Raw genomic sequence first — 23,774 nt, 5'->3', positions numbered from 1 at the left:
AAACGGGGACCTTCGTCATGCACCCTCGCCACGACCATCGCAGTCACGCCCTGCGCGGCCCCGACGTCGACCACCGCGCCCCGCACGGCATCCCCGGACTGGTCCGGGCCGCCACCGACCGCGGCCCCGACGCCGTCGCCTGCGTCGGCACGGAAGTGACCTGGACGTACCGGGAGCTGGAGCAGGTCTCGGACCGGCTCGCCGAGGAACTGCTGCGCCGCGATCTGCCCGCGGACCGGCCCATCGCCGTCCTGGCCCACCGCAGTCCCTACATGGTGGCCGCGCTGCTCGGTGTCCTGAAGGCGGGCCTCGCCTATCTGCCCCTGGCGACCGACGTCTCCGCCGAGCGGCTCGCCCTCATCCTCGACGCCGCCCGGCCCGCCCTGGTGGTCGGCACCACCCGCCCGCTCGCCGCCTGGCAGGGCCCGGACGGGATCGACCGGCTGGACGTCGTACCGCTCGCCGCCGGCACCGACGACGCCTACACCCCGGCGCCGTTGCGGTCCGTGCCCCCGGACCAGCCCGTCAACGTGTTCTTCACCTCCGGCTCCACGGGCACGCCCAAGGGCGTTCTGGTGCCCAGCGGCGGGGTCACCAACCGGCTGCTGTGGGGGCAGCGCCGTTACCGGCTGACACCGGAGGACCGGGTCCTGCAGAAGACCCCGTACACCTTCGACGTGTCCGGCTGGGAGATCTACTGGCCGCTGACCGTCGGCGCCCGGCTCGTCCTGCTCGCCCCCGGGGAGCACGCCGACCCCGCGGCGATCATCAAGACGGTCGTCGAACACCAGGTCACCGTGTGCCACTTCGTGCCCTCGATGCTGGACGAGTTCCTCCGCTGGCCGGACGCCGGCGACTGCACCACCCTGCGGCACGTCTTCTGTAGCGGCGAGGCCCTGCCGCCGGCCCTGGCCCGCGCGTGCCTGGAGACCCTGCCCGTGCGGCTGCACAACCTGTACGGCCCGACCGAGGCGTCCATCGAGGTCACGTACTGGGACAGCCCCGCCGACCCGGCCGAGGTCGAGGACGTCCCGATCGGCCGGGCCATCGACAACTGCGTCCTGCTCGTGCTCGACGGGCAGGGCCGGACGGTCGCCGACGGCGAGACCGGTGAACTGTGCATCGGTGGCGCGCCCCTCGCCCTCGGCTACGTCCGACGCCCCGACCTCACCGAGCGCGCCTTCGTACCCGCGCCGCCCGGCAGCGGCGTGGACCGCGTCTACCGCACGGGCGACCTGGTCAGCGTCGTCGACGGACAGATCCGCTACCACGGGCGCATCGACGAGCAGGTCAAGATCCGCGGCGTACGGGTGGAGCCGGGTGAGGTCGAGACGGTCCTGCGCGACCGGTCCGGCGTCGCCGAGTGCGCCGTCGTCGCCGCGGGCGGCCGCGTCCCGCGCCTGGTGGCGTTCGTCCGACCCGCCGGGACCGTCACCGACACCGGTCCGGCGTGGCAGGAGAAGTGCCGCGCTCATGTGGCGGCGCGGCTGCCTTCCGCCTACGTCCCGAGCCACTTCGTCGTCCTCGACACCATGCCGCTGACCGGCAGTGGCAAGCAGGACCGCGTGGAGCTGCGGCGGCGCGCCGAGGCACTGCTCGCGCCGCGCGACGCCGACGCTCTGCCCGAGGCCGACCCGCTGACCCGGTTGTGGGCCGACGTGCTCGGCCTGGACACGGTGGACGAGGATGCGGACTTCCTGGCGCTGGGCGGGCACAGCCTCGCCGCGGTCCGGCTGCGTGGGGAGCTCCTGCGCACCTACGGGCTGCGGGTGTCGCTGGCCGAACTGCTGCGCGACCGACTCACCCTCGCCGCTCTGCGCACCCGCGTCGAGAACAGCGCGGGGGCGGGTTCCGGGGCCGGTACGGATGCCGGAGCCGGGTTGGGTGTCGGCGCGGCCCTGCCACGGCGGTCCGACCCCGCCCGGGCCCCCGTCTCCGCCGGGCAGCGCAGGCTCTGGCTGATGGAGCAGCTCTATCCGCGCCTGAGCGCCTACAACGTCGTCGCCGCCCTGCGCGTTCCCAGGGGTCTGGACACCGGCCGGCTACGAGACGCGCTCCTGACGGTCGTGCGCCGGCACGAGTCGCTGCGTACGCGCATCGCCCAGGACGACGCGGGCCCGTACCAGGCCGTCGTCGACCACGTGGAACCCCCGCTCACTGTCGCGGCCGTGGACGAGCCGCTCACCGAGGAGCGCTGCCGTGCCATGGCCGTCGAGGCGGCGGCCGAGCCGCTGCCCGTCGACAGCGCGCCGCTGCTGCGCGTCCGGTACACCTCGGGCGCCGACGGGGACGCCCTGCTGGTGGCCGTGCTGCACCATGCCATCGCCGACCAGCGGTCCGTGGACCTCTTCCTGGCGGAGCTGGCCGACGCCTACGACGGCCGCGCAGCGCAGCCCGAACCGCCCCAGTTCGGCGACCTGCTGACGGAGCGGGCCGCTCGCACGGACGCCACCGCGGAAGGCGTCGACCTCGCGTACTGGACCGAGCGGCTGCGCGATGCCCCGCGCTCGCACGGCCTGCCCTTCCAGACCCGTCGCCCCGCGGTCAACACCTTCGCGGGCGGCGCCGTCGACGCCACCGTGACCGGCGCCGCCGCGCGCCGCCTGGACGAGGTGGCGCGTGCTCTCGGCGTCACGCCCGTCGCCGTAGTCCTCGCCGCGTTCGCCACGGTCGTCACGTCGTGGAGCGGGCAGGACGAGGTCGTCGTCGGCGTGCCGTGGTCCTCACGCGACGGCGGCCCCAGCGAGGACGTCATCGGTTTCCTCGTCGACACGCTGCCTGTGCGTGTCGACGTCGCCGGCTCGGACCGGTTCGCGGAACTGGTACGCCAGGTGGCCGACGCGCTCCTCGACGCCCACGGGCACGCCGGAGCGGACTTCGAACGGATCGTCCAGGCCGTGGGCCTGCCCCGCAACCTCAGCCGTAACCCGCTGTACCAGGTGTGGTTCAACGATCTGACCCAGGCGGCACCGCCACCCTCCTTCGACGGGGTGGCCACCACCGAGGTGGAACCCGATACCACCGGATCCCTGTTCGACCTCGGCCTCTATCTGCGCCGCGTCGAGGACACCGGCTACCGCCTGCGTCTCGTGTACGCCGTGGACGTGTTCGACCAGGAGGTGGCCGGGCACCTCCTGGACCAGGTGGTCCGGCTGCTCCGAGCCGGGCCCGACGGTCTCGACCGGGCACCCGCCGGATGGCCGCTCGGCGGCGACCGGTCCCCGGCAGCCCTCGCTCCGCGCCCCGAACTCCCCGGCATCAGCGAGGCGTTCACCCGGGCGGCCGAGGCCCACCCCGACCGGGTCGCGCTGAGCGGGCCCGGTGGCGTACTCACGTACCGTCAGCTCCAGCGGGCGGTCGTGGAGCGCGCCGACGCCCTGCGCGCCGCCGGGTGGTCGGACCGTATGGTGCTGCTCCCCGGTGACCGTACCGGCACGACCGTCGTCGAACTCCTCGCCGCCTGGCACGCCGGGTGCGCGGTCGCCCTCGTGGACGCGGCGCTGCCCGGCCGCCGGCTGCTGGCCGCCCTGGCCGGCTCGGGGGCCGAGGCCGTGCTCGTCCCCGGCGGCCCCGACTGGCCGGTGCCCGTGCTGGCCGGGCCGGACCTGCCCCGCCCCACCGGTGAGCCGCGGCCCCTCGACTGCGGCCACGCGCTGTGCACCTCGGGCACCACGGGCGAGCCCAGCGTGGTGTTCGCCCCGCGTGACGCGCTTCCCGAGGCCCTGCACCACTACCGCGAGGCGTTCGGCGCCGGATCGGACGACCGCGTCCTGATGCTGTCAGCCCCCGGGCACGACCCCGTACTGCGTGACATCCTGGTGCCGCTCACCAGTGGCGGGTCCCTCCATCTGCCGGACGCCGGCGAGCCGGAGGCGCTGCTCGACCGGATCATCGCGGAGCGGATCACCCTGCTGCACGCCACCCCCTCTCTCGCCCGGCTTCTCGCCTCCGTCGCCCTGGCCACCGGTCGGCGCATCGATGCGCTGCGGCACATCGTGCTGTCCGGCGCCCTGCTGACCGACCCGGTCGCCCGCGAGCTGCGCCGCGCCGCCCCGGCCGCCGAGATCCACCACGGTTACGGCTCCACCGAGACGCCACAGCTCTGCTCCTGGTTGCGCTGGCACGACCCGGCGGGAGACCCGGTGCGGCGCAGGCGCGGCCGGGCCGCGGTGCCGCTGGCCGCCGCCGGCCCGTGGCGCGAGCTCGTCATCGAGGGCGCGGGCGTGGGGCAGCTCGGCGAGATCGTCGTACGCGGCCGAGGCCTCGCCCTGCGCACCCACCCGGCGAAGGATCCCTCACCCTTCGGCCCCGACGTGTACGGCGAGCCGGGCATCACCTCGTACCGCACCGGCGATCTCGGCCGGTACACCCCGGACGGGCACATCGAGTTCGCGGGCCGCCGCGACCGGCAGGTGTCGGTCGGCGGGTACCGGCTGGAACCAGCAGAGATCGAGGCCGCCCTCCTCGCCCACCCGGCCGTCGCCCAGTGCGTGGCCGTGGCCACGGGCACCGACATCACCGCGTTCGTCTCCGCACCCGGCGCGGCTGTCGTGCTCGCCGAGGAACTCCGCCACGAACTCGGCACGGTGCTCCCGGCATGGGCCGTGCCCGGGCGGATCGTCGTCCTCCCCGAACTGCCCCTCGACCACAACGGAAAGGTGGACGTCCGGGCGGCCACCGCCGCCGCGGCCGAGGTGTCCGGCGGCCCTGAAGCGCAACCTGCGGAGCGGCCGCCGTCGGCCGTCGAGGAGGTCGTCCTGACGGCCCTGCGGGAACAACTGGCGGCGTCCGGCGCCGCCGTGTCCGGCCCGCCGCCCGGCGCGACCACCAACTTCTTCGACGCCGGCCTCACCTCCCTCTCGCTGCTGCGCATGCGTGAACGGCTGCGCGCGGACGGCGTCACCGTGCAGGTCGTCGACCTCTTCCGGTTCCCCAACGCCCGTCTGCTCGCCAGCCACCTGCGCGGCGACAGCGCCCCCGCACCCGGCGGCGGTAGCCCGTCCGCCCCCGCCCGCCCCACGTCGCTGACCGGGGTCGCCGCCGCGCGACGCACCGTCCGCCGACGCCTCGCCGAACAGAAGAGGACCACCCAGCGATGAACCTGTCGCAGCAGCCGACGGAGCAGCACTCCCCAGCAGGCAGCACCGCGCAACCGGTCGCGATCATCGGCATGGCCGGACGGTTCCCCGGCGCGGAGAACCTCGAGCAGTTCTGGCACGCTCTGTCCGAGGGCGCCGACTGCTTCAGCACCCTCACCGACGACGAACTGCGCGCCGCCGGCGTCCCGGAGGCCCATCTGCGGGATCCGCACTACGTGCGCCGTGTCCCGCTCCTGTCCGACGCCGACCGCTTCGACGCCGAGTTCTTCGGCATGACCCCCCGCGAGGCCGCCATGCGCGACCCGCAGCAGCGTCTCTTCCTCGAACTGGCCCACTCCGCCCTGGAGAACGCGGGCTACGACCCGTTCGCCGTGCCCGGCACCGTCGGCGTGTACGGGGGCGCCGCCTCCAACCGGTACGCGGAGTTCAACATCCGTGCCAACAAGGAACTCGCCGCCCGCGCCGGGGCACTGTCCCTGGACATCTACAACAACAACGACTACGTCGCGAGCACCGTCTCCTACCGCCTCGGCCTCACCGGCCCCGCCCTCTCCGTCGCCACCGCCTGCTCCACCTCCCTCGTCGCCGTCCACCTGGCGTGCGAGGCGCTGCGCGCCGGCGAGTGCGAGACGGCGCTGGCCGGTGGCGCGGAGATTGAGCTGCCCTACGGCCACGGCTACCGCTGGGCGCCCGGGAGCATCTACGCGCAGGACGGCGTCTGCCGGCCCTTCGACGTCCGGGCCGGCGGCACCGTCTTCGGCAACGGCGGCGGCGTGGTCGTGCTGAAGCTTCTCTCCGACGCACTGGCGGACGGCGATCCCGTCCGGGCCGTCGTACGGGGCTCCGCCGTGACCAATGACGGCTCCGACCGGGTGAGTTTCAGCGCGCCCGGCGTGGACGGCCAACTGCGGGCCGTCGTCGAGGCGATGACCGTCGCGGGGCTCACGCCCGGCGACATCGACTACGTCGAGGCGCACGGCACCGGCACCGACATCGGCGACTCCATCGAGATCGAGGCCCTCACCTCCGCGTACCGGTTCCTCACGGCCAGTGGCGGCCCCGCCCCGTCCGCTGTCGCGCTGGGGTCGGTCAAGTCCAACATCGGTCATCTCGGCCCGGCCGCCGGGGTCGCCGGGCTCATCAAGACCGTCCTGTGCATGGAGCACGGCGAGTTGGTGCCGACCGTCCACTTCACCGAGCCCAGCCCCAAGCTGAACCTCCACGCCACCCCGTTCCAGGTCGTAGGGAGGCGCGACGTGTGGCCGACCACGGACGGGCGGCCCCGGACGGCCGCCGTCAGCTCCTTCGGCGTCGGCGGCACCAACGCCCATGTGCTGCTGGAACAGGCACCGCCCGCCCCGCCCGGCACCCCCGCCGACGGCCCCGAGCTGCTTGTCTGGTCGGCGCGCACCGACGCCGCCGAGCCGCAGGTACGCGCCCGGCTCGCCCGGCACCTCACCTGGCACGGCGAGGACGGCTTCGCGGACGCGGCAGCGACCCTGCGGCACGGCAGGACCGTCCACCGGCTGCGCCGCGCCGCCGTCGCCGCGAGCGCCCGTGAGGCCGTGGACCTGCTATCCGACGCCGAGGGGCGGGGCGTGCTGCGCCCGGCCGACGGCACCACCGCGGATGCCACCAGGGGCGCCGCCGTCCGGCCGGTCGCGCTGCTCTTCCCCGGCCAGGGCGCCCAGCGGCCCGGCATGGCCGCCGGACTCCTCGGTCACGACGCCACGTTCACCGAGACGATGCACCAGTGCCTCGACACCGTGGCCGCTCTCGGCGTCGACCTGGAACCGGCCTGGCGCGGCCCGCACGCCGCCGAGCTGCTCACCCGGACCGAGTACGCCCAGCCGCTGCTGGCGTCCGTCGGCTACTCGCTCGCCACGATGTGGCGGGCGTGGGGCGTCACCCCCGTCGCCCTGCTCGGCCACAGTGTCGGGGAACTCGTCGCCGCCATGGTCGCCGGGGTCACCAGCCTGGAGGACGGACTGCGCCTGGTCACCGCCCGCGCCCAGGCCATGCAGGCCATGCCGCCCGGAGCGATGCTCGCCGTCTCCCTCGCCGAGGAGGAGGCCCGCGCCCTGCTGGACGACGCGGCCGCCGGTGCCAGCGTCGCCCTCGCCGCGGTCAACGGGCCGCGGCAGACCGTCCTCGCCGGGCCCGCCGACGCGATCGAGGCCGTCGCGGAACGGGTGCGCGCCGCGGGCGCGCAGGCCAAGCGGCTCGACACCTCGCACGCCTTCCACTCCCCCGCCATGGCCCCCGCCGAGCAGCGGTTCCTGGAGGCGTTCGACGGCATCACGCTGTCCCCTCCGGTCCTTCCCGTCGTCTCGGCCGCCACCGGGCAGCCCCTCACCACCGAGCAGGCCGTCGACCCGGCCTTCTGGGCTGGACAGCTCACCGCGCCGGTGTTCTTCGGCCCCGCCCTGGCACGGCTCCTCGCCGGACGCCGACTCACCACGGTGGAGGCCGGCCCCGGCCGCACCCTCACCGGTCTCGTACGCCACCAGGGCTCCGGCCACCTCGCCGTGGCCACGCTCGGCAGCGACGGCGACGACCGGGCCGCGGTCCTCGCCGCCGCCGGGACGCTGTGGACGGAGGGCCACGACCTGCGCTGGGACGCCATGGGTCCCTCCCGACCGCTACGCAGGATCGCGCTCCCGTCGTACCCGTACCAGCGCGAACGGCACTGGATCAGCCCGCCGCCGCCCGGTCCGGAACCCGTTGCCGCGAGCCCGGCCGACGCATCGGCCGGGGACACCGGCCACCTCGGCGTCGAACAAGCCGCGCCGGGCACGCAGGCCCCGGCGCGTGCCGCACAGGGCAGCCGGGCCTCCCAGCGCACGCCCGTGCCGCCTCCAGCGAGCTTCCCGCCCGCCCCTCTGTCGCTGATCCGCTGGCGGGAGGAGCCCACCGGCCCCCGGCCGCCCCGGCACCGCGGCAGCGTCGCACTCGTACTGCTCCCGGACGACCCGGATGCGGCCCGCCGCGTCACCAGGCTCCTGGGCCACGCCGGACACCGCGTGGTGCCTGCCCGCCCCGGCACCCTGGGTGCCGTCCTCGACGACCTCCTTACGCGCGGCGACGAGCCCGCCGTGTACGTCCACGCCCGCGCCGCCACGCCGTGGCCGGACGCCGCCCCCGACACCGTCGAGGCACAGCTCACCGACGGTGTGGAGAGCGCGTACGACCTCGTCCGGATCGTCGCCCGCTCCTCACGGCTGCGTCTGCCCGCGCGGTTCCTGTTCCTCACGGAACGGGCGGCGGACGTCTCCGGCGGCGAGCCCGTCCACCCCGCGAAGGCGGCCCTGACCGGGCTGGCCCGGACCGTGCCGCTCGAACTGCCGGACGCCGCCTGCATGCTCCTCGACGTGTCGCCCGGCACCGACGACGACCTGATAACCCATCAGATCCAGGAGGCCGACTGGCCGCCGGTCGTCGCCCTGCGCGGCGACCGCCGCTGGACCCCGGTGGAGGTGCCGCTCCGGCACCGGCCCGCCACCGAGGCCCCCGTTCGCCCCGGCGGGACCTACCTCGTCACCGGCGGTTTCGGCGGGCTCGGTCTGGCCGTCGCCCGTGGTCTCGCCGAGACCGGACTCGCCCCCACGCTGGTCCTCGTCGGACGCTCCGGGCCCACCGGATCCACCGCGCCCGAGGTGGCCGAGCTGGAGCGGCTCGGCGCCAGGGTGCTGGCCGAACGCGCCGACGTCACCGACGAGGAGTCCCTGCGCGCCGTCGTCGAGCGCGTGGAACACACCGCCGGCCCCGTCCACGGCGTCGCGCACGCCGCCGGGCTGCCGGGCGAAGGCATGATCGCCTTCCGTACCCCCGAGCAGGTACGGGCCGTGCTGCGGCCGAAGGTACTGGGCACACTCGTCCTCGAACAGGTCTTCGCCGACCGGCCGCCGCTCGACTTCCTCGTCTCCTTCTCCAGCCGCGCCTCCATCGCCGGACTGGTCGGCAGCGCCGACTACGCGGCTGCCAACGCCTTCCTCGACGCTCACGCGGCCGTGTCCCGGCAGCGCTGCGTCAGCGTCAACTGGCCGAGCTGGGCCCGCGTCGGCATGGCTGCCCGCTCCACGGTCGACCCCGGCAGCGGGGAGCCCCTCGCGGCGTGGACCGACGACCGCGGCCGACGGACCGCGCAGCCGCTGGTGTACGAGCAGGAGCTGTCCGAGAAGGACTGGCTCCTCGACGAACACCGCTTCGGCGGCCGCGCCGTGCTCCCCGGCACCGGCCACCTCGACCTCGTGGTCAGCGCCGCCCGCGCGCTGCTGCCGGACCTCTCCGGGGCACCCGTGCGACTGCGCGAGGTGGTGTTCCGCCGCCCGCTGTTCGTCGACGGCACCCGACGCGTCCGCGTCGTCCTGGAGCCCCGCGAGGACCGCTGGGACTTCACGGTATGTACGGGGTCGACCGTGCACTGCTCGGGGCGTGTCGAGACCGTCGGTGACCGGGCCGCGCCTCGCGTGGACCTGGCCGCGGTGTCCGCGCGCATGACCGAGACCGTCGAGGCCACCGGCGCCGGCGACCTCGCCGAACTGGGCCCGCACTGGCTCAACGTCCAGGGACTGCGCCGCTCCGCCGACGAGCAGCTCGCCAGGCTCGCCCTCGACCCGCGGTACCGGGCCGAGGTGGAGGACCACGCACTGCACCCGGCGCTGCTGGACAGCGCGACCGCGCTCACACGCCGCCGCGAGGACGACCACCACCTGCCGCTGCTGTACGGCGAGATCACGGTGTACGAGGACCTCCCTGGCACGTTCACCGCCCATATCCGGCACCTCCGTGGCGGCCACGGCGTCCTGGTCGCCGACATCGATCTGGTGCGCGCCGACGAGGTGGTGGCCGTCACCGTGCGCGGGTTCACGATGCGGCGGGTGGACGGCAACCCCTTCGCGGGGCCGGACGACGGCGAGCAGACCACAGAGGCCCCGCAGACCCTGGGAGGCCCCCAGGCCACGGAGAGGGAGGGCGCGCGTGACGGCGCCACGGGCCTGCCACCCTCGGAGGGCATCCCGCCCGGCGAGGGCGTGGCCCTGCTCTTCGACATCCTGGCGGCACGTCCGGGCCGGCAGGTCGCGGTGCGCCCGTACCGCGACGGCGTGCCGCTACAGCTGGAACCCGCCCCGGACCGTGCCCCCGGCTCCGCCCCGCCCACCACTCCCCCGCCCGTGCCCGCGCCGGAGTCCGTTGCGCAACCGCCCGCGCACGGCGAACAGGCCCCACGGACCGAACCGTCCGCCCAGTCCGCCCAGTCTCCCGTTCAGGACGTCACCGCGGTGCTCGAAGAGCTGTGGCAGACCGCGCTCGGCCTGTCCCGCGTCGGCCACGGCGACGACTTCTTCGCGCTCGGTGGGGACTCGCTCAGCGCCGTGGGCCTGATCGCCGAGGTCCGCGACCGGCTCGGCGTTGAGCTGAGCATCGGCGTTCTGTTCGAGTTCCCGACGATCGAGGCCCTGGCCGCCGAGCTGCGCCGCCGGGCCGGGGAAGGCAGGTGACGGCGGTGCCGGACACATTCGGGGACGAGCAGTGGACGGTGCGCGGCGAGCACCGCGCCGACCCTCGGCTGCGGCTCTACTGCTTCCACCACGCGGGCGGCACGGCGGCCGAGTTCACCCGCTGGCACCGCTACCTGCCCGAGACCGTGGACGTCTGCGCCGTACAGCTCGCCGGCCGCGGCGCCCGCTCCAAGGAGACGCCGCACACGCGGATGGACCCCCTCGTGGCGGAACTCGCCGACCGCGTCCGGACGGACCTGCCGACCGTGTTCTTCGGGCACAGCTTCGGCGCGCTGGTCGCCTTCGAGGTGGCCCGCGCCCTGCTGACGGCCGGACTCCCCGGCCCCCGGCACCTGTTTCTGTCCGCACGGCCCGCGCCCGGCCTGGTGGCGTACGAGGGGAGCATCCACGACCTGCCCGAGGAGGACTTCCTCGACGTCGTGGCGCGACGCCACGGCGGGGTGCCCGCGGAGCTGCGGGAACACGCCGAGCTGCGCGGCCTGGTGCTGCCGTACTTCCGCGCCGACTACGAGGTTCTGGAGACCTATCGCGCCGCGGCCGACGCCGAGCCGCTGGAGGTGCCCGCGACCGTGCTCGGCGGCACGGACGACACGATCCCGCTCGCGCAGCTGGAGGCGTGGCGGGGGCACCTGTCCGGCCCGTTCGCGCTACGGATGTTCCCCGGCGACCACTTCTACCTGCGTCCCTGGCGCACGGCCGTCACCGGCCTGATCCGCGAGGTGGCCGAAGTAAGCAGGACGGCATGAGCACGGAGGTTCGCGCGCCGGCCGGCCGACGGCTGGGCGCACCGTACGAACTGCTGCTGTTCGCGTTCGTCGTGTCGGGGCTCGGCACCTGGATCTACCGGCTTGCGCTGCCGCTCATGGTGCTCGAGCTGACCGGCTCGGCGCTGAGCACGGCCGTGGTGTACGCACTGGAGTACGCGCCGCTGCTGCTGCTTTCGCTGCCCGGCGGGGTGATCGCCGACCGGTTCGAGCGCCGGCGGATCCTGGTCATCGGTGACCTGGCGGCGACCGCGCTGGCCGGGCTGCTCGCGCTCGTGGTGACGTCGGGCGCGTCGTCCGTGCTCCTGGTGTACGTGCTCGCGTTCCTGCTGGCGTGTGTAGAGCCGCTGTACTACCCGGCGTTCCAGGGCCTGGTGCCCCGGCTGGTGCCTGACCGGGACCTGGAACGCGCCAACGCCTGGATGCAGATGGGCGACAACGTGATGAGCCTCGCCGGTCCGGCGGTGGCCGGTGTGCTGATCGCCGCCCTCGGCTACCAGGGTGCGATCTGGGCGGACGCCGGCACCTTCGCCGTGTCGGCGCTGGCGATCGTCGCCATCAGGCGGACCGCGGAGGGGGACGGGAAGGACACCCCGCCCGAACGCCGTGACCTGCTGGGCGAGATCCGGGACGCGCTGGTCCACATCGGCCGGGACAACCGCGTGCTGCTGAGCGGCGCCGCTCTCTTCTTCCTCGCCAACCTGGGCACGTGGATGGTGCAGGCCAACCTCGTCTACTACCTCAGCGACTACCACGCGATGTCGCCGACGCTCATCGGTGTCGTACTGACGGCGCAAGGCGCGGGCGCGGTGCTCGGGGCGGGGGTCTGCCCCTGGCTCGGCCGGCGCTTCGCACCCGGCCGGGTCGTCATCGCGGGCACGGTCCTGGCGGGCGCCGGCATCGTGGCGCTGATCTGGGTGCGGGACGTGGTCGGCGTCTCGGTGCTGTGGGCACTGATCTACGGAATCGGCACCGTGAACATGGTCAGCTGGTTCGTGCTGCGCCAGCGCACCGTGCCGCCGGAGCTGCTCGGACGTGTGGTCGCCACCACCCGGATGATCGCGTTCATGTCGATCCCGTTGGCCTCGGTGCTGGGCGGGGTGCTGGAACAGCACTGGCACAACATGTACCTGATCATCGGGATCGCGGGCGCGCTGCGGGTCCTGGTGGGGCTGTCCGCGCTGGCCTCGCCGCTCAACTCGCGTGCGGGTTTCCGCGACCCAGCCGGTCCGTGACGGGCGGCGGGACAGGGCGTGGCGTCGTCGGCATCCGGTCGGCGGGCGGACAGGCTCCTCACACCACCCTGACCAGCGGCAACACGCTCAACAGCCTGAAAGGATGCGGATTCGACCCGGATTCGCCCCAAGGACCCCAGACTCCAAAACGAACAGTAATTGACCTGCAGTGATGCTGATTCTTGCCGATGTACCGAGTATCCGCCGACAGAGGAGCATCCCAATTGAAACTAAGTGGACATAATTGGGCGATTAACGCCACGCTGTGAGTAGTCGCATTCGCCGTCGGCGCCTCCGGCACCCCTGAGCGCGAACCGAACGGCCGCACCACGCGGCACTCCACTCTCGCGACTAGAGGTTGACAGAACAAGGCTCTGACCAGCCTCTTTACAGAAGTTCTTCCGCCTGGCAGAAGCCGTCTTGCCGAGCCGATGCAAGCCTCACGACCCTGGTTCCAACCACGGCACGCGGGGCGACGACGCCCCGCCGACAGGGACGGGAACCCCATGCCTCACATGACCGCCTTCGCCAGGAACCAGTGGTACGTCGCCGCCTACAGTCACGAGGTCGGGCGGGAGTTGCTCGGACGGACGATCCTCGGTGAGACGCTCGTGCTCTACCGGACCGAGGAGGAGGGCACTCCGGTCGTGCTGCACGACCGGTGTGTGCACCGCCGGTACCCGTTGTCCGAGGCCCCGACGCGGCTCGACGGCGACCGGATCGTGTGCGGGTACCACGGGTTCACGTACGACACGAGCGGTACGTGCGTGTACGTGCCGGGCCAGAAGCGGGTGCCGCGCACGGCCCGGGTCGCCTCCTACCCGGTCGTCGAGCAGGACTCGCTGATCTGGGTGTGGATCGGTGACCCGGCGCTCGCCGATCCGCAGAGCATCCCGCGGGCCAGGCACCTCGACTCCCCCGGCTGGGTCACCGTGCGCGGCATGGAGCCCATCGACTGCGACTACGGACTCCTCGTCGACAACCTCCTGGACCTGTCCCACGAGACGTATCTGCACGGCGGGTACATCGGCACCCCCGAGGTCGCCGAGACGCCGATCACGACGGAGGTCGACGAGGGCGCCGGGATCGTCCGGGTGAGCCGGCACATGGACGACGCCGAGTGCCCGCCCTTCTACGCCAAGTCCACCGGCATCGCAGGCCGGATCACCCGCTGGCAGGACATCGAGTACCACGCGCCCTGCCTGTATCTGCTGCACAGCCGCATCGCCCCGGTCGGTGTGCTGCCCGAGGCGGACGGCAGCGACCCGAACGGCTTCCACACCGAGATCACGTACGCGATCACCCCGTCCGGCGACGGAAAGGTGTACGACTTCTGGGCCGTCTCCCGCGACTGGGCGACCGACGACGCCGAGGTCACCGAGTTCCTGCGCGGCAACAACCACACGGTGGTGATGCAGGACGTGACCGCCCTCAACCTGCTGCAGAAGACCCTCGGCACCGAGCGCGCCGGCTACCAGGAGCTGAGCATCAACATCGACACCGGTGGTCTGGCCGCCCGCCGTATCCTCGCCCGGCTGGTCGAGGAGGGCGAGAAGCCCGTGGAGAAGGTCCAGTGACGAGCCCGACCGGAGAGATCTACCGTATCGACTGGCTGCCCGGCACCGACGTCCTGCACGGCACCTGCCACTGCGGCCGGGAGCACACCGCGCAGGACCCGGTGGAGATGTGGGAGTGGATGCTCGCCCACCCCCAGGGGCATGACGTCGACGAGCCGCGAGGGAACAGTTCATGAGCGTGTACGAAGACGAACTCGTCGTCGAGCGGCGTGAGTTCGCCGCCGACGGCGTGCTCGCCCTCACCCTGCGCCACCCGCTCGGCGAGCCGCTCCCGGTGTGGGAGCCGGGCGCCCACATCGACGTGGTGCTCGGCGCCGGGCTGGAGCGGCAGTACTCGCTGTGCGGCGATCCGGCGGACCGGTCGGCCTGGCGGATCGCGGTACTGCGCGAGCCGGACGGCCGGGGCGGTTCGGCCCATGTGCACGAGGAGGTGGGGCAGGGCGACAAGGTCCGGGTGCGCGGGCCCCGGAACAACTTCGGCCTGGAGCCCGCCCCCCGCTACCGCTTCGTCGCGGGCGGCATCGGCATCACCCCGATCCTGCCGATGCTGGCGGCGGCCGAGGCGGCGGGCGCCGAGTGGACGCTGCTGTACGGCGGGCGCACCCGCCGGTCGATGGCGTTCGGCGAGGAACTCGCCCGGTACGGCGACCGGGTGACGATCGCGCCCGAGGACGAGACGGGCCTGCTGGACCTGCCCTCGGTGCTCGACGACGTACCCGAGGGCACACTCGTCTACTGCTGCGGCCCCGGCCCGCTGCTGGACGCTGTCGAGGAACGCTGCCCGCCCGCGGTGCTGCGCGTCGAGCGGTTCCGGCCCAAGGAACAGGAGACGGGCGGCGACACCGGGTTCGAGGTGGAGCTGGCGCGGAGCGGCAGGACAGTCACCGTGGCGCCGGACGTGTCCGTGCTGGACGCCGTGCGCGACGCCGGGGTCGAGGTGCTCTTCTCCTGTACCGAGGGCACCTGCGGCACCTGTGAGACCGACGTCCTCGACGGCACCCCGGAACACCGGGACTCCGTGCTCACCCCTCAGGAGCGTCAGAGCGGGGAGACGATGATGATCTGCGTGTCCCGGTGCCGAGGGCGACGGCTGGTGCTGGACTTGTGATCCGCAGGTCGGCCTCGATCCCTGCGACCGTCGCCAGCAGGTGCGGCACCAGGTCGCGGTGTACGGAGTCGGCGGAGTTGCGCCCGGCGTGCACGGCGATGTCGACGGCCGCGACCACCTCGCCGTCCCGGTTCCGCACCGGGGCGGCGACCGACCTCAGCCCCTCCTCCAGCTCCTGGTCGACGACGGCGTAGCCCTGCCGGCGGACGCGGCGAAGCTCCGCCCGCAGGGCCTGAGGCGTGGCGACCGTGCGCGGGGTGAGGGGCTTCAACTCCGCCCGGGTGAGCCTGACTTCGACGTCCTCGTCGGGCAGATGGGCGAGGATCACCCGGCCCACCGACGTCACGTACGCCGGGAACCGGGTGCCGACCGTGAGGGGCGCGGTCATGATGCGGCGGGTCGGAACCCGGGCGACGTACACGACGTCGTCGCCGTCGAGGACGCAGAGCGAGGACGATTCCCGTACCCGCGTGACGAGTTGCTCCAGATGGGGCTCGGCGATCTGGGCCAGCGTGCAGCCGGCGAGGTAGGAGTAGCCGAGTTCCAGCACCCGCGGGGTGAGGCGCAAGCGGCGGCCGTCGGTGTGCACGTAGCCGAGGTCGGCGAGGGTGAGCAGGAAGCGGCGCGCCGCCGCGCGCGTCAGCTCGCAGGCCCGCGCCACCTCGCTCAGGGTCAGCGCCGGGTGCTCGGCGTCGAAGGCGCGGATCACGGCGAGGCCGCGCTCGAAGGACCGGACGAGCTCGGTCCGACGTGCCGTCTGGAGGCTGCGGGCCGTGGGGGCTGGTCGCGCCCACGCGGCGGAGCCGCATGTTGTTACGGCCCCGCGCCCCTAAAGGGCGCTTGCCCACAGGCCCCTCACGTGGCTCAGGTGACGGGTCATGACCGCCCGGACGGCCTCCTCGTCCCGGGTGAGCAGCGCGTCCAGGATCTCCAGGTGCTCCTCCGCCGACGCCTCCAGCCGGCCCTGCTCGGCGAGCTCGGTCAGGCCGTACAGCCGGGAGCGGCGTCTGAGGTCCCGTACGACGTCGACGAGATGGTCGTTGCCCGCGAGGGCCAGCAGGCCGAGGTGGAAGCGCAGGTCGGCCTCGACGTAGGCGATGAGGTCACCGGCCCGGGCGGAGGTGACGATCTCCTCGGCGACCGGCCGGAGCGCCTCCAGCGCCACGGGGTCGGCCGAGGCGGCGAGGCCGGCCGTGGTGGGAATCTCGATCAGCGCGCGGATGTGGGTGTACTCGTCGAGCTGCTTCTCGGAGACGGCCGTGACCCGGAAGCCCTTGTTGGGCACGGTGTCGACGAGGCCTTCCTTGGAGAGGTCGAGCATGGCCTCGCGCACGGGGGTGGCGGAGACGCCGAAGCGGGCGGCGAGGCCGGGGGCCGAGTAGACCTCGCCGGGGAGCAGTTCCCCGGCGATCAGAGCGGCCCGCAGCGCCTCCGCGACCCGCTCGCGGTGGCTGGGTTTCCTGCTGCCCAGCACAGGCAGCGCGGGCGTGCGGCTCACAGGACGAACCCCGCCGGGAACGGGTCCTCGGGGTCCAGCAGGTACTGGGCGGTGCCGGTGATCCAGGCGCGTCCGGTGAAGCTGGGCAGCACGGCCGGGCGGCCGGCGACCTCGGCGGTGCCGAGCAGTCTGCCGGTGAACCGGGTGCCGATGAAGGACTCGTTCACGAACTCGGTGTGCAGCGGGAGTTCGCCGCGCGCGTGCAGCTGTGCCATGCGGGCGCTGGTGCCCGTGCCGCAGGGCGAGCGGTCGAACCAGCCGGGGTGGATGGCCATGGCGTGCCGGGAGTGCCGGGCGGTCGAGCCGGGGGCGGCCAGGTAGACGTGGTGGAGGCCCTGAATGGACGGGTCCTCCGGGTGGACGGGCGGGTCCTCGGCGTTGACGGCGGCCATGAGGGACAGGCCGGCCCGGAGGATGTCGTCCTTGCGGGACCGGTCGAAGGGCAGGCCGAGGCGCTCCAGCGGCAGGATGGCGTAGAAGTTGCCGCCGAAGGCGAGGTCGTACGTCACCGTCCGGCCGTCGGCGAGGGTGGCCTCGCGGTCGAGGCCGACGGCGAAGGAGGGCACGTTCCGGAGGGTGACCGACGTGGCGGCCCCGTCCGCCACGGCCACCTCGGCGACGACCGGTCCCGCCGGGGTGTCGAGCCGGATGGTGGTGACCGGCTCGGTGACCTCGACCATGCCGGTCTCGACGAGCACGGTCGCCACGCCGATGGTGCCGTGCCCGCACATCGGCAGATAGCCGGAGACCTCGATGTAGACGACGCCCCAGTCGCAGTCGGGCCGGGTCGGCGGCTGGAGGATCGCGCCGCTCATCGCGGTGTGGCCGCGCGGCTCGTTCATCAGCAACTGCTTGATGTCGTCGCGGTGTTCGCGGAAGAACAGCCGCCGTTCGTTCATGGTGGCGCCGGGGATGGTGCCGATGCCACCGGTGATCACGCGGGTCGGCATGCCCTCGGTGTGCGAGTCGACGGCGTGCAGGACGAGTCTGCTGCGCATGATCCCACCTTCCCTTACGCCAGTCCGGCCGCGACGGCCTTCTCGGTGGCGGACCGGACGGCGGCCTCCTGCTCGGGCAGCAGCGGCATGCGCGGCGGCCGGCAGGGTCCGCCGTGGCGGCCGACCAGGTCCATGGACAGTTTGATGGCCTGGACGAACTCCACCCGCGAGTCCCACCGCAGCAGCGGATGCAGCTGCCGGTACAGGGACCGCGCGGTGTCGAGGTCGCCGTCGACGGCCGCGTGGTACAGCTCGACGGACGCCTGCGGCAGCGCGTTCGGATAGCCGGCGACCCAGCCCTTGGCGCCCGCGACGGCCAGCTCCAGCAGGACGTCGTCCGCGCCGATCAACAGGTCGAGCTCGGGGGCGAGTTCGGCGATGCGGTAGGCCCGGCGGACGTCTCCGGAGAACTCCTTCACCGCCCGGATGTGTCCCTCGCCGTGCAGCCGGGCGAGCAGCTCCGGCACGAGGTCGACCTTGGTGTCGACGGGGTTGTTGTACGCGACGACCGGCAGGCCCGCCTTCGCGACCTCGGCGTAGTGGGCGAGGACGGAACGCTCGTCGGCGCGGTAGGCGTTCGGCGGCAGCAGCATCACCGCCCGGCAGCCCGCCTCGCCCGCCTGCTCGGCCCAGCGCCGGGACTCGGCGGACCCGTAGGCGGCGACGCCGGGCATGACGCGCTGCCCACCGATCGCGGCGACGGCCGTCTCGACGACACGGGCGCGCTCCTCGGGGGTGAGCACCTGGTATTCGCCGAGGGAGCCGTTCGGCACGACGCCGTCGCAGCCGTTCTCGACCAGCCAGGAGCAGTGCTCGGCGTACTTGTCGTAGTTGACGGAGAGGTCGTCGTCCAGCGGGAGCGCGGTGGCGACGAGGACGCCGCGCCAGGGGCGGTGGTCGGTCATGACATTTCCTCCTGGGTGTGTTGCCGTGCGAGGACGCCGAGCGGCACGGGACGGGCGAACGGCCTTCTGGACGGGGAGGGCGGGCAGCCGGCGAGACCCGCGACGGCGACGGCGCACATCCGGCCCTGGCACCAGCCCATTCCGGCCCGGGTCAGCAGCTTCACGGTGCGCTCCTCGCCCGCGCCGAGGTCCAGGGCCTCGCGCACGGCACCGGCGGTGACCTCCTCGCAGCGGCAGACCACGGTGTCGTCGGTGAGCTGTTCGGACCAGTGCGCGGGCGGGATGTAGGCGGCGTCGAGGGCGGCCGCTGAACTCCTCAGTGCCCTACGGGCCTTGAGGGCGGCGGAGGCCGGGTCGGGGGCGGTGCCGCGCAGGTGGGCGGCGGCGGAGCACCCGGCGATGTGCCCCTCGGCGAGGGCGAGGGCCGCGCCGCCGACACCGGTGGACTCGCCGGCCGCCCACACGCCGGGTACGTCCGTGCGCTGCTCGGCGTCGACGGCCACGGCGAGACCGTCCAGGCCGCAGCCGAGGCCCTCCGCCAGATCGGTGTGCGCAAGCATGCCGTGGCCGACGGCCAGGGTGTCGCAGGGCAACCGCCGCTCGGTGCCGGGCCGGACGCGTCCGTCGGCGTCGAGGGCGGCGACCGTGACACCGGTCAGCCGGTCGTCGCCGTGGGCGCGGACGACGGTGTGGCGGGCCAGGACCGGCACGCGGTGCCGCAGCAGCCGGGCGGCGTATCCGGCGCCCTCGGGGAGCTTGCCGGCCAAGGCCCGGCCGTGGCGGGCCAGGCGCCCGGGGCCGGTGGACTCGACGAGCGCGGCGACGTCGACGCCGGCCGCCGCGAGCCCGGTCGCCACGGGCAGCAGCAGCGGACCGGTCCCGGCCACGACGGCCCGCCGTCCCGGCAGCACGAGCCCGCCCTTGAGCATGGCCTGGGCGCCCCCGGCGGTGACGACGCCCGGGAGGGTCCAGCCGGGGAAGGGCAGCACGTGCTCGTATCCGCCGGTGGCCAGGAGCACGGCCCGGGCGTGCACCTCGGCCGGCTCCTCCTGCTCCGGGCCGAGCAGCGTGTGCACGGTGAAGCCGCCGGACGTGCGTTCCACGCACCACACATGATGATCCGTCAGCACGTGCACGGAACTGGCGGCGAGGCCGTCCCGCAGCCGCTCCCAGGTGCGCCACCGGTGGTGCAGCGCCTCGGGCCGCGCGGCTGCGAGCCCGGCTGCGGGCTGCCGGTAGAACTGCCCGCCGGTCTCCGTCGCCGCGTCGACGAGGGCGACCCGGATGCCGCGCGCGGCCGCCGCGAGTGACGCGGCCAGCCCGGCCGGTCCGGCGCCGATCACGGCGAGTTCAGTCCGCATGGCCCGTCCCCTCCTGCGTGCCGATCACGTCTCCCGGCCGCACCGGGAGCAGACACGCGCGTTGGTTGGGGCTGCCGTTGACGGTCACCAGGCAGTCGAAGCAGACGCCGATCCCGCAGAACACACCGCGCGGGCGGCCCTCGCCCCGGGTGGTCCGCCAGGAGGTGATGCCCGCCGCCCACAGCACGGCGGCGACCGTCTGGCCGGGCAGCGCCTGGACCGGACGCCCGTCGAAGGTGACCGTGAAGGCGGGGCCGGGCCTGGCCCCCGCCAGCTCCAGTGGATTCACTCGGCCTCCTCGGGAAAGCGGTCGGGCCGGAACGGTCCGAGATCCAGGTCGGGTGTCCGCCCCGTCAGCGCCTGGGCGATCAGCCGCCCGGTGCCGGTGGCCAGACCTATGCCCGCGCCCTCGTGCCCGCAGGCGTGCAGCAGTCCGGGCGCCCGGGGGTCGGGGCCGATCGCGGGCAGGTGGTCCGGCAGATACGGCCGGAAGCCCGCGTACGTCCGCATGGCCCGGACTCCGGCGAGGAACGGGAAGAGTCGCGTCGCGCCCGCCGCCAGCGCTCGCAGCGCCGGGAGCGACAACGTCCGGTCGAAGCCGACGCGTTCGCGGCTGGCGCCGATGAGGACCGGCCCGGCGGGGGTGCCCTCGACCACGGGGGAGGTCTGGAGGGCCGCCGAGTCGCTGGCGACGTCGGCCACGTAGTCGGCGGCGTACACCTTGTGCCGGATACGGGGCGGCAGCGGCTCGGTGACCAGGACGAATCCGCGCCGGGGCAGCACCGGCAGCGACACCCCGGCGCGGGCCGCCACCTCGCCGCCCCAGGTGCCGGCCGCGTTGACGACCGCCGGGGCGTGGACGTCGCCCCGGTCGGTCCGTACGCCGCGTATCGCACCGTCGGGGCCGCGCAGCACCCCGGTCATCTCCCGGCCGGTGAGCAGCCGGGCGTTCGAGGCGCGCAGCAGGTGCGCCGCCGCAAGGGCGGGCATCACCTGGGCGTCCTGCGGGTAGTGCACGCCGCCCGCGAGGCCGGGGGCCAGGTACGGCTCCAGGTCGGGGAGCCGGTCGGGCGGCACCGGGAGCGCCTCGACCCCGGCCGCGCGCTGCCCGGCGGCGAGGCTCTCCAGCCCGGTCAGCGCTTCGCCGGTGCCGGCGACGACGATCCCGCCCTTGGCCTCGTACTCGACCGCCTTTCCCAGCCCCTCCTCGGCCAGTTCGGCCCACAGCCGGGCGGACAGCAGGGCCAGGTCGAGCTCGGGTCCGGGTTCCTTGTCGGAGACGAGGAGGTTGCCCTCCCCCGCGCCGGTCGTGCCGCCGGCCACCGGGCCGCGGTCCAGCACGACGGTGTCCAGGCCCGCGCGGGCCGCGTACAGGGCGCAGACGGCTCCCACCACTCCGGCTCCGACCACCACGACATCGCAGGTCAGCGGCTCGCTCACGCCAGTACTATGTCACACACCACACGGCCTGGGAATGGGGCGGACGCCGGCGACTGCGCGATGCGGTGCTGTGGCGACGGGGCCGGCGGGGCTCAGTCGGCCGCCGGGACGACCCTCAGATGGGAGGAGGCGGTACGGCGCGTCCGGCGCTCCCGGGACGGGGTGCGGCGGGCCTCGCGCAGCACGAACGTGAGCCGGGTACAGCCCAGTTCGTCAAGTGTCCTGGACGTCTCGACGACGATCCGGCAGTCGATGGCGCCCCAGCGGGGATCCGGGTGCAGCAGTGGGCGTACGGCACCGTCCTGCTCGACGGCGCTCTCGCCGACCGAGCGGATCCAGTGCGGCAGGCCGTGCCGGTAGGCGGCCTCCATGATCGGGTCCTGGGCGATGTCGCGGCGGATGGCCTGCAGGCCGTGATCGGGACCGTGGCTCTCCACGGTCCGCGCGAAGTGCGCGAGCATCGGCAGACACCAGCTCGCCTCGTGCTCGCCGAGCACGGTGGGAGCGTCGGGGTGGAACAGCACGAACCTGAGGAAGTTGTCGCCCGGCATGGCCGTCGGGTGCGGGCCGACGCCGCCGAAAAGTGACCGGAAGGCGCTGTTGGCCAGCACCACGTCCCAGCAGTGGTCGACGACGAGCGAGGGGAAGGAGACGGCCTCCAGAAGCCCGGCGTAGTCCTCCAGGTAGGCCTGGACGTCGGAAGTGTCGGGGACGGGCCGCGGTGCCGGCCGCTGCCCTCCTGCCTGATATGCCATCGGGAGGTCACCCCTCTTGCCTGTGCGGCCCTGACGCGGCGCACCGATCCTGGTGCCCGGAGCTGAGGCGTGTCAACTATCGTGGCATTTCATGCTGGTTGACGGCTGAAATTGGCCACAGTTGTGGCGAGACCTGGATGTGAGTTCGAACCACCGAGTACGCTCCGGGAAGTTCACGCCGGGGTAGGTCACGGCATCCACTTGTGAGAAGCCTGTGAGAGACGTAGGAGATCTGTCGGTGACGGGTGGCTTCGTCGAAGGTCCGGGCGCCACGCCGACGGCCGTGCTGGCGGCCGTCGTCTCCCGTGTCACCGCGCTCGCCGACCGGCTCGGAGTGCCGCACGCCGAGGTCTTCGACTTCGGCCGGCTGTCCGTCGCCTCCGGCGTCCCGGAGCCCGTGGTCAAGGCCCTGCTCGGCGGCCGGCCGGCGGGTGAGCCCGATGTGCAGGCCCGGTTCCTCCAGCGCCTGGACCTGCTGCGCCGGACCCGGCTCAAGCCCAACGGCCGCAAGTACACCCAGCAGGAGATCGCCGACGGCGCGGGCATGTCCCGGCAGCAGGCCGGCGCCCTGATCAACGGCGACCGGCGGCCGACCATGGAGCACTGCGACGCGCTCCAGCGGTTCTTCCGGGTGCATGCCGGGTTCCTCACGGCCGAGGACCCCGAGGCGCTGGTGAGCGCCCTCCAGCACACCGAGCAGGACCTGCTCCAGAAGCTCGCCGACCGGGAGCGGCAGGCGGCCGCGGCGGCCGACGACCCGCTGGAGCGGCTGCTGCAGGACCACGGCGTGCGCGGCATCGCTTGGCGGGCCGCGCAGCTGCCCACCGACCAGCACCGCGACAAGGTGGCGGAGTGGCTGGACATGCTCCTGGAGAGTGTCAAGCGGCCCGAGTCGTGACCGTGGGGAGAACTGTGGGCATAGGTAAGGAAATGCGCCGCCTGTGCGGCGAACTGGTCGCGGAGCTGACCCTCCCCGCGCCGGCGCGGCCCGAGGAGCTGTACGCCGCGCTGTGCGACGCCATGAGCAGACGCCGGGGCCGCCCCGTCCACTTCCGTACGGCCGCCTTCCCGCCCGGGACCGCGAGCGGGCTGTGGCTCGACATGGCCGAGCAGGACCTCGTCGTGATCGAGGAACGCACGGCTCCCGACCACCAGTTGGTGATCCTGGGGCACGAGCTGTGGCACATGAAGGCGGGGCACTGCTCCCACCACGTCGAGGGCGCCGCGGTCGCGGCCCGGCTGCTCCAGGACGGCGCGGACCTCCAGGAGACGGTGCTGAAGGTCGCCGCGCGCACCCGCTTCGACCTCGACGACGAGAAGGAGGCCGAGAGCTTCGGTCTGCTGCTGGCCAGCAAGTGCAGGACGTGGCTGGCGGGTTCGTCGTCGCGGGGGCCGGTGCAGCGGGACCACCTGGCGGGGCGGATCGAGGCGTCGCTGGGGTATCCGGGGTCGCAGGGCTGAGCTGGGGTTCCGCCTCCGCCGAGCGGGCGAACCGCCGGGCGGCGGGGCCGG

The 23,774-nt window shown here is 73.7% G+C and carries 16 protein-coding genes and 1 pseudogene; 9 read left to right on the top strand and 8 right to left on the bottom strand.

The window, feature by feature from the left end:
* Nucleotides 1–17: 17 nt before the first annotated feature.
* The 7 genes from AC07F0_RS06585 (at nt 18) to AC07F0_RS06555 (ending at nt 15,305) form a co-directional block, all read left to right on the top strand.
* Nucleotides 18–5,099 carry an amino acid adenylation domain-containing protein gene (locus AC07F0_RS06585; RefSeq protein ID WP_478975085.1) on the top strand — a complete coding sequence of 1,694 codons (5,082 nt, stop codon included), beginning with the start codon at nt 18–20 and terminating at the stop codon, nt 5,097–5,099.
* Entirely contained in the window at nt 5,096–10,600 is a 5,505-nt protein-coding gene (locus AC07F0_RS06580; protein ID WP_478975082.1) for a type I polyketide synthase, read from the top strand. Before AC07F0_RS06585 ends, AC07F0_RS06580 begins: the two co-directional genes overlap by 4 nt.
* A 5-nt stretch (nt 10,601–10,605) precedes the next feature.
* A complete protein-coding gene (locus AC07F0_RS06575) occupies nt 10,606–11,367 on the top strand; it encodes a thioesterase II family protein (protein ID WP_478975079.1) in 762 nt (253 codons plus the stop codon).
* Nucleotides 11,364–12,620, top strand: a complete 1,257-nt coding sequence (locus tag AC07F0_RS06570; protein ID WP_478975076.1) for an MFS transporter — start codon at nt 11,364–11,366, stop codon at nt 12,618–12,620. The genes AC07F0_RS06575 and AC07F0_RS06570 overlap by 4 nt, the downstream gene beginning before the upstream one ends.
* 506 nt (nt 12,621–13,126) lie before the next feature.
* Nucleotides 13,127–14,197, top strand: a complete 1,071-nt coding sequence (locus AC07F0_RS06565) for a Rieske 2Fe-2S domain-containing protein (RefSeq protein ID WP_478975073.1) — start codon at nt 13,127–13,129, stop codon at nt 14,195–14,197.
* Nucleotides 14,194–14,373 (top strand): hypothetical protein, encoded by a 180-nt coding sequence (locus AC07F0_RS06560; protein WP_059416872.1) that lies wholly within the window; start codon nt 14,194–14,196, stop codon nt 14,371–14,373. The genes AC07F0_RS06565 and AC07F0_RS06560 overlap by 4 nt, the downstream gene beginning before the upstream one ends.
* A complete protein-coding gene (locus AC07F0_RS06555) occupies nt 14,370–15,305 on the top strand; it encodes a PDR/VanB family oxidoreductase (protein ID WP_478975070.1) in 936 nt (311 codons plus the stop codon). The genes AC07F0_RS06560 and AC07F0_RS06555 overlap by 4 nt, the downstream gene beginning before the upstream one ends.
* Here the strand turns inward: AC07F0_RS06555 and AC07F0_RS06550 are convergent.
* From AC07F0_RS06550 to AC07F0_RS06515, 8 genes and pseudogenes are all read right to left on the bottom strand, one after another.
* Nucleotides 15,220–16,041, bottom strand: a pseudogene (locus AC07F0_RS06550) (IclR family transcriptional regulator domain-containing protein); the annotation flags it as partial. The gene AC07F0_RS06555 and the pseudogene AC07F0_RS06550 sit on opposite strands and share 86 nt — an antisense overlap.
* A gap of 93 nt (nt 16,042–16,134) precedes the next feature.
* Entirely contained in the window at nt 16,135–16,803 is a 669-nt protein-coding gene (locus tag AC07F0_RS06545; RefSeq protein WP_478975067.1) for a GntR family transcriptional regulator, read from the bottom strand.
* Nucleotides 16,800–17,801, bottom strand: coding sequence for a proline racemase family protein (locus AC07F0_RS06540; RefSeq protein WP_478975064.1), 1,002 nt, complete (start codon nt 17,799–17,801; stop codon nt 16,800–16,802). The genes AC07F0_RS06545 and AC07F0_RS06540 overlap by 4 nt, the downstream gene beginning before the upstream one ends.
* Before the next feature lie 14 nt (nt 17,802–17,815).
* On the bottom strand, nt 17,816–18,706 hold the full coding sequence (locus tag AC07F0_RS06535; protein WP_478975061.1) for a dihydrodipicolinate synthase family protein: 891 nt from the start codon (nt 18,704–18,706) through the stop codon (nt 17,816–17,818).
* Nucleotides 18,703–20,067, bottom strand: a complete 1,365-nt coding sequence (locus AC07F0_RS06530; RefSeq protein ID WP_478975058.1) for an FAD-dependent oxidoreductase — start codon at nt 20,065–20,067, stop codon at nt 18,703–18,705. The genes AC07F0_RS06535 and AC07F0_RS06530 overlap by 4 nt, the downstream gene beginning before the upstream one ends.
* On the bottom strand, nt 20,057–20,356 hold the full coding sequence (locus tag AC07F0_RS06525) for a (2Fe-2S)-binding protein (protein WP_478975055.1): 300 nt from the start codon (nt 20,354–20,356) through the stop codon (nt 20,057–20,059). Before AC07F0_RS06525 ends, AC07F0_RS06530 begins: the two co-directional genes overlap by 11 nt.
* A complete protein-coding gene (locus AC07F0_RS06520) occupies nt 20,353–21,507 on the bottom strand; it encodes an NAD(P)/FAD-dependent oxidoreductase (protein ID WP_478975052.1) in 1,155 nt (384 codons plus the stop codon). The genes AC07F0_RS06525 and AC07F0_RS06520 overlap by 4 nt, the downstream gene beginning before the upstream one ends.
* 92 nt (nt 21,508–21,599) lie before the next feature.
* Nucleotides 21,600–22,262 (bottom strand): MmyB family transcriptional regulator, encoded by a 663-nt coding sequence (locus AC07F0_RS06515; protein ID WP_478975049.1) that lies wholly within the window; start codon nt 22,260–22,262, stop codon nt 21,600–21,602.
* Between the two features lie 238 nt (nt 22,263–22,500).
* On the opposite strand from AC07F0_RS06515, the gene AC07F0_RS06510 reads away from it, so the two are divergent.
* Both AC07F0_RS06510 and AC07F0_RS06505 read left to right on the top strand, forming a co-directional pair.
* Nucleotides 22,501–23,160, top strand: coding sequence for a helix-turn-helix domain-containing protein (locus AC07F0_RS06510; RefSeq protein WP_478975046.1), 660 nt, complete (start codon nt 22,501–22,503; stop codon nt 23,158–23,160).
* A 32-nt stretch (nt 23,161–23,192) separates the two neighbouring features.
* A complete protein-coding gene (locus AC07F0_RS06505) occupies nt 23,193–23,723 on the top strand; it encodes a toxin-antitoxin system, toxin component (RefSeq protein ID WP_478976215.1) in 531 nt (176 codons plus the stop codon).
* Nucleotides 23,724–23,774: the final 51 nt, after the last annotated feature.

The organism is Streptomyces sp. NPDC045955 (assembly GCF_056430805.1).
The sequence above is the reverse complement of the archived record's forward strand: the minus strand, read 5'-3'. Positions and strand labels throughout refer to the sequence as shown.

Coding starts and splice junctions, on each gene's coding strand:
- AC07F0_RS06585 (WP_478975085.1), top strand. CDS start 18: ATGCACCCTCGCCACGACCATCGCAGTCACGCCCTGCGCGGCCCCGAC.
- AC07F0_RS06580 (WP_478975082.1), top strand. CDS start 5,096: ATGAACCTGTCGCAGCAGCCGACGGAGCAGCACTCCCCAGCAGGCAGC.
- AC07F0_RS06570 (WP_478975076.1), top strand. CDS start 11,364: ATGAGCACGGAGGTTCGCGCGCCGGCCGGCCGACGGCTGGGCGCACCG.
- AC07F0_RS06565 (WP_478975073.1), top strand. CDS start 13,127: ATGCCTCACATGACCGCCTTCGCCAGGAACCAGTGGTACGTCGCCGCC.
- AC07F0_RS06555 (WP_478975070.1), top strand. CDS start 14,370: ATGAGCGTGTACGAAGACGAACTCGTCGTCGAGCGGCGTGAGTTCGCC.
- AC07F0_RS06540 (WP_478975064.1), bottom strand. CDS start 17,801: ATGCGCAGCAGACTCGTCCTGCACGCCGTCGACTCGCACACCGAGGGC.
- AC07F0_RS06535 (WP_478975061.1), bottom strand. CDS start 18,706: ATGACCGACCACCGCCCCTGGCGCGGCGTCCTCGTCGCCACCGCGCTC.
- AC07F0_RS06530 (WP_478975058.1), bottom strand. CDS start 20,067: ATGCGGACTGAACTCGCCGTGATCGGCGCCGGACCGGCCGGGCTGGCC.
- AC07F0_RS06515 (WP_478975049.1), bottom strand. CDS start 22,262: ATGGCATATCAGGCAGGAGGGCAGCGGCCGGCACCGCGGCCCGTCCCC.
- AC07F0_RS06505 (WP_478976215.1), top strand. CDS start 23,193: ATGCGCCGCCTGTGCGGCGAACTGGTCGCGGAGCTGACCCTCCCCGCG.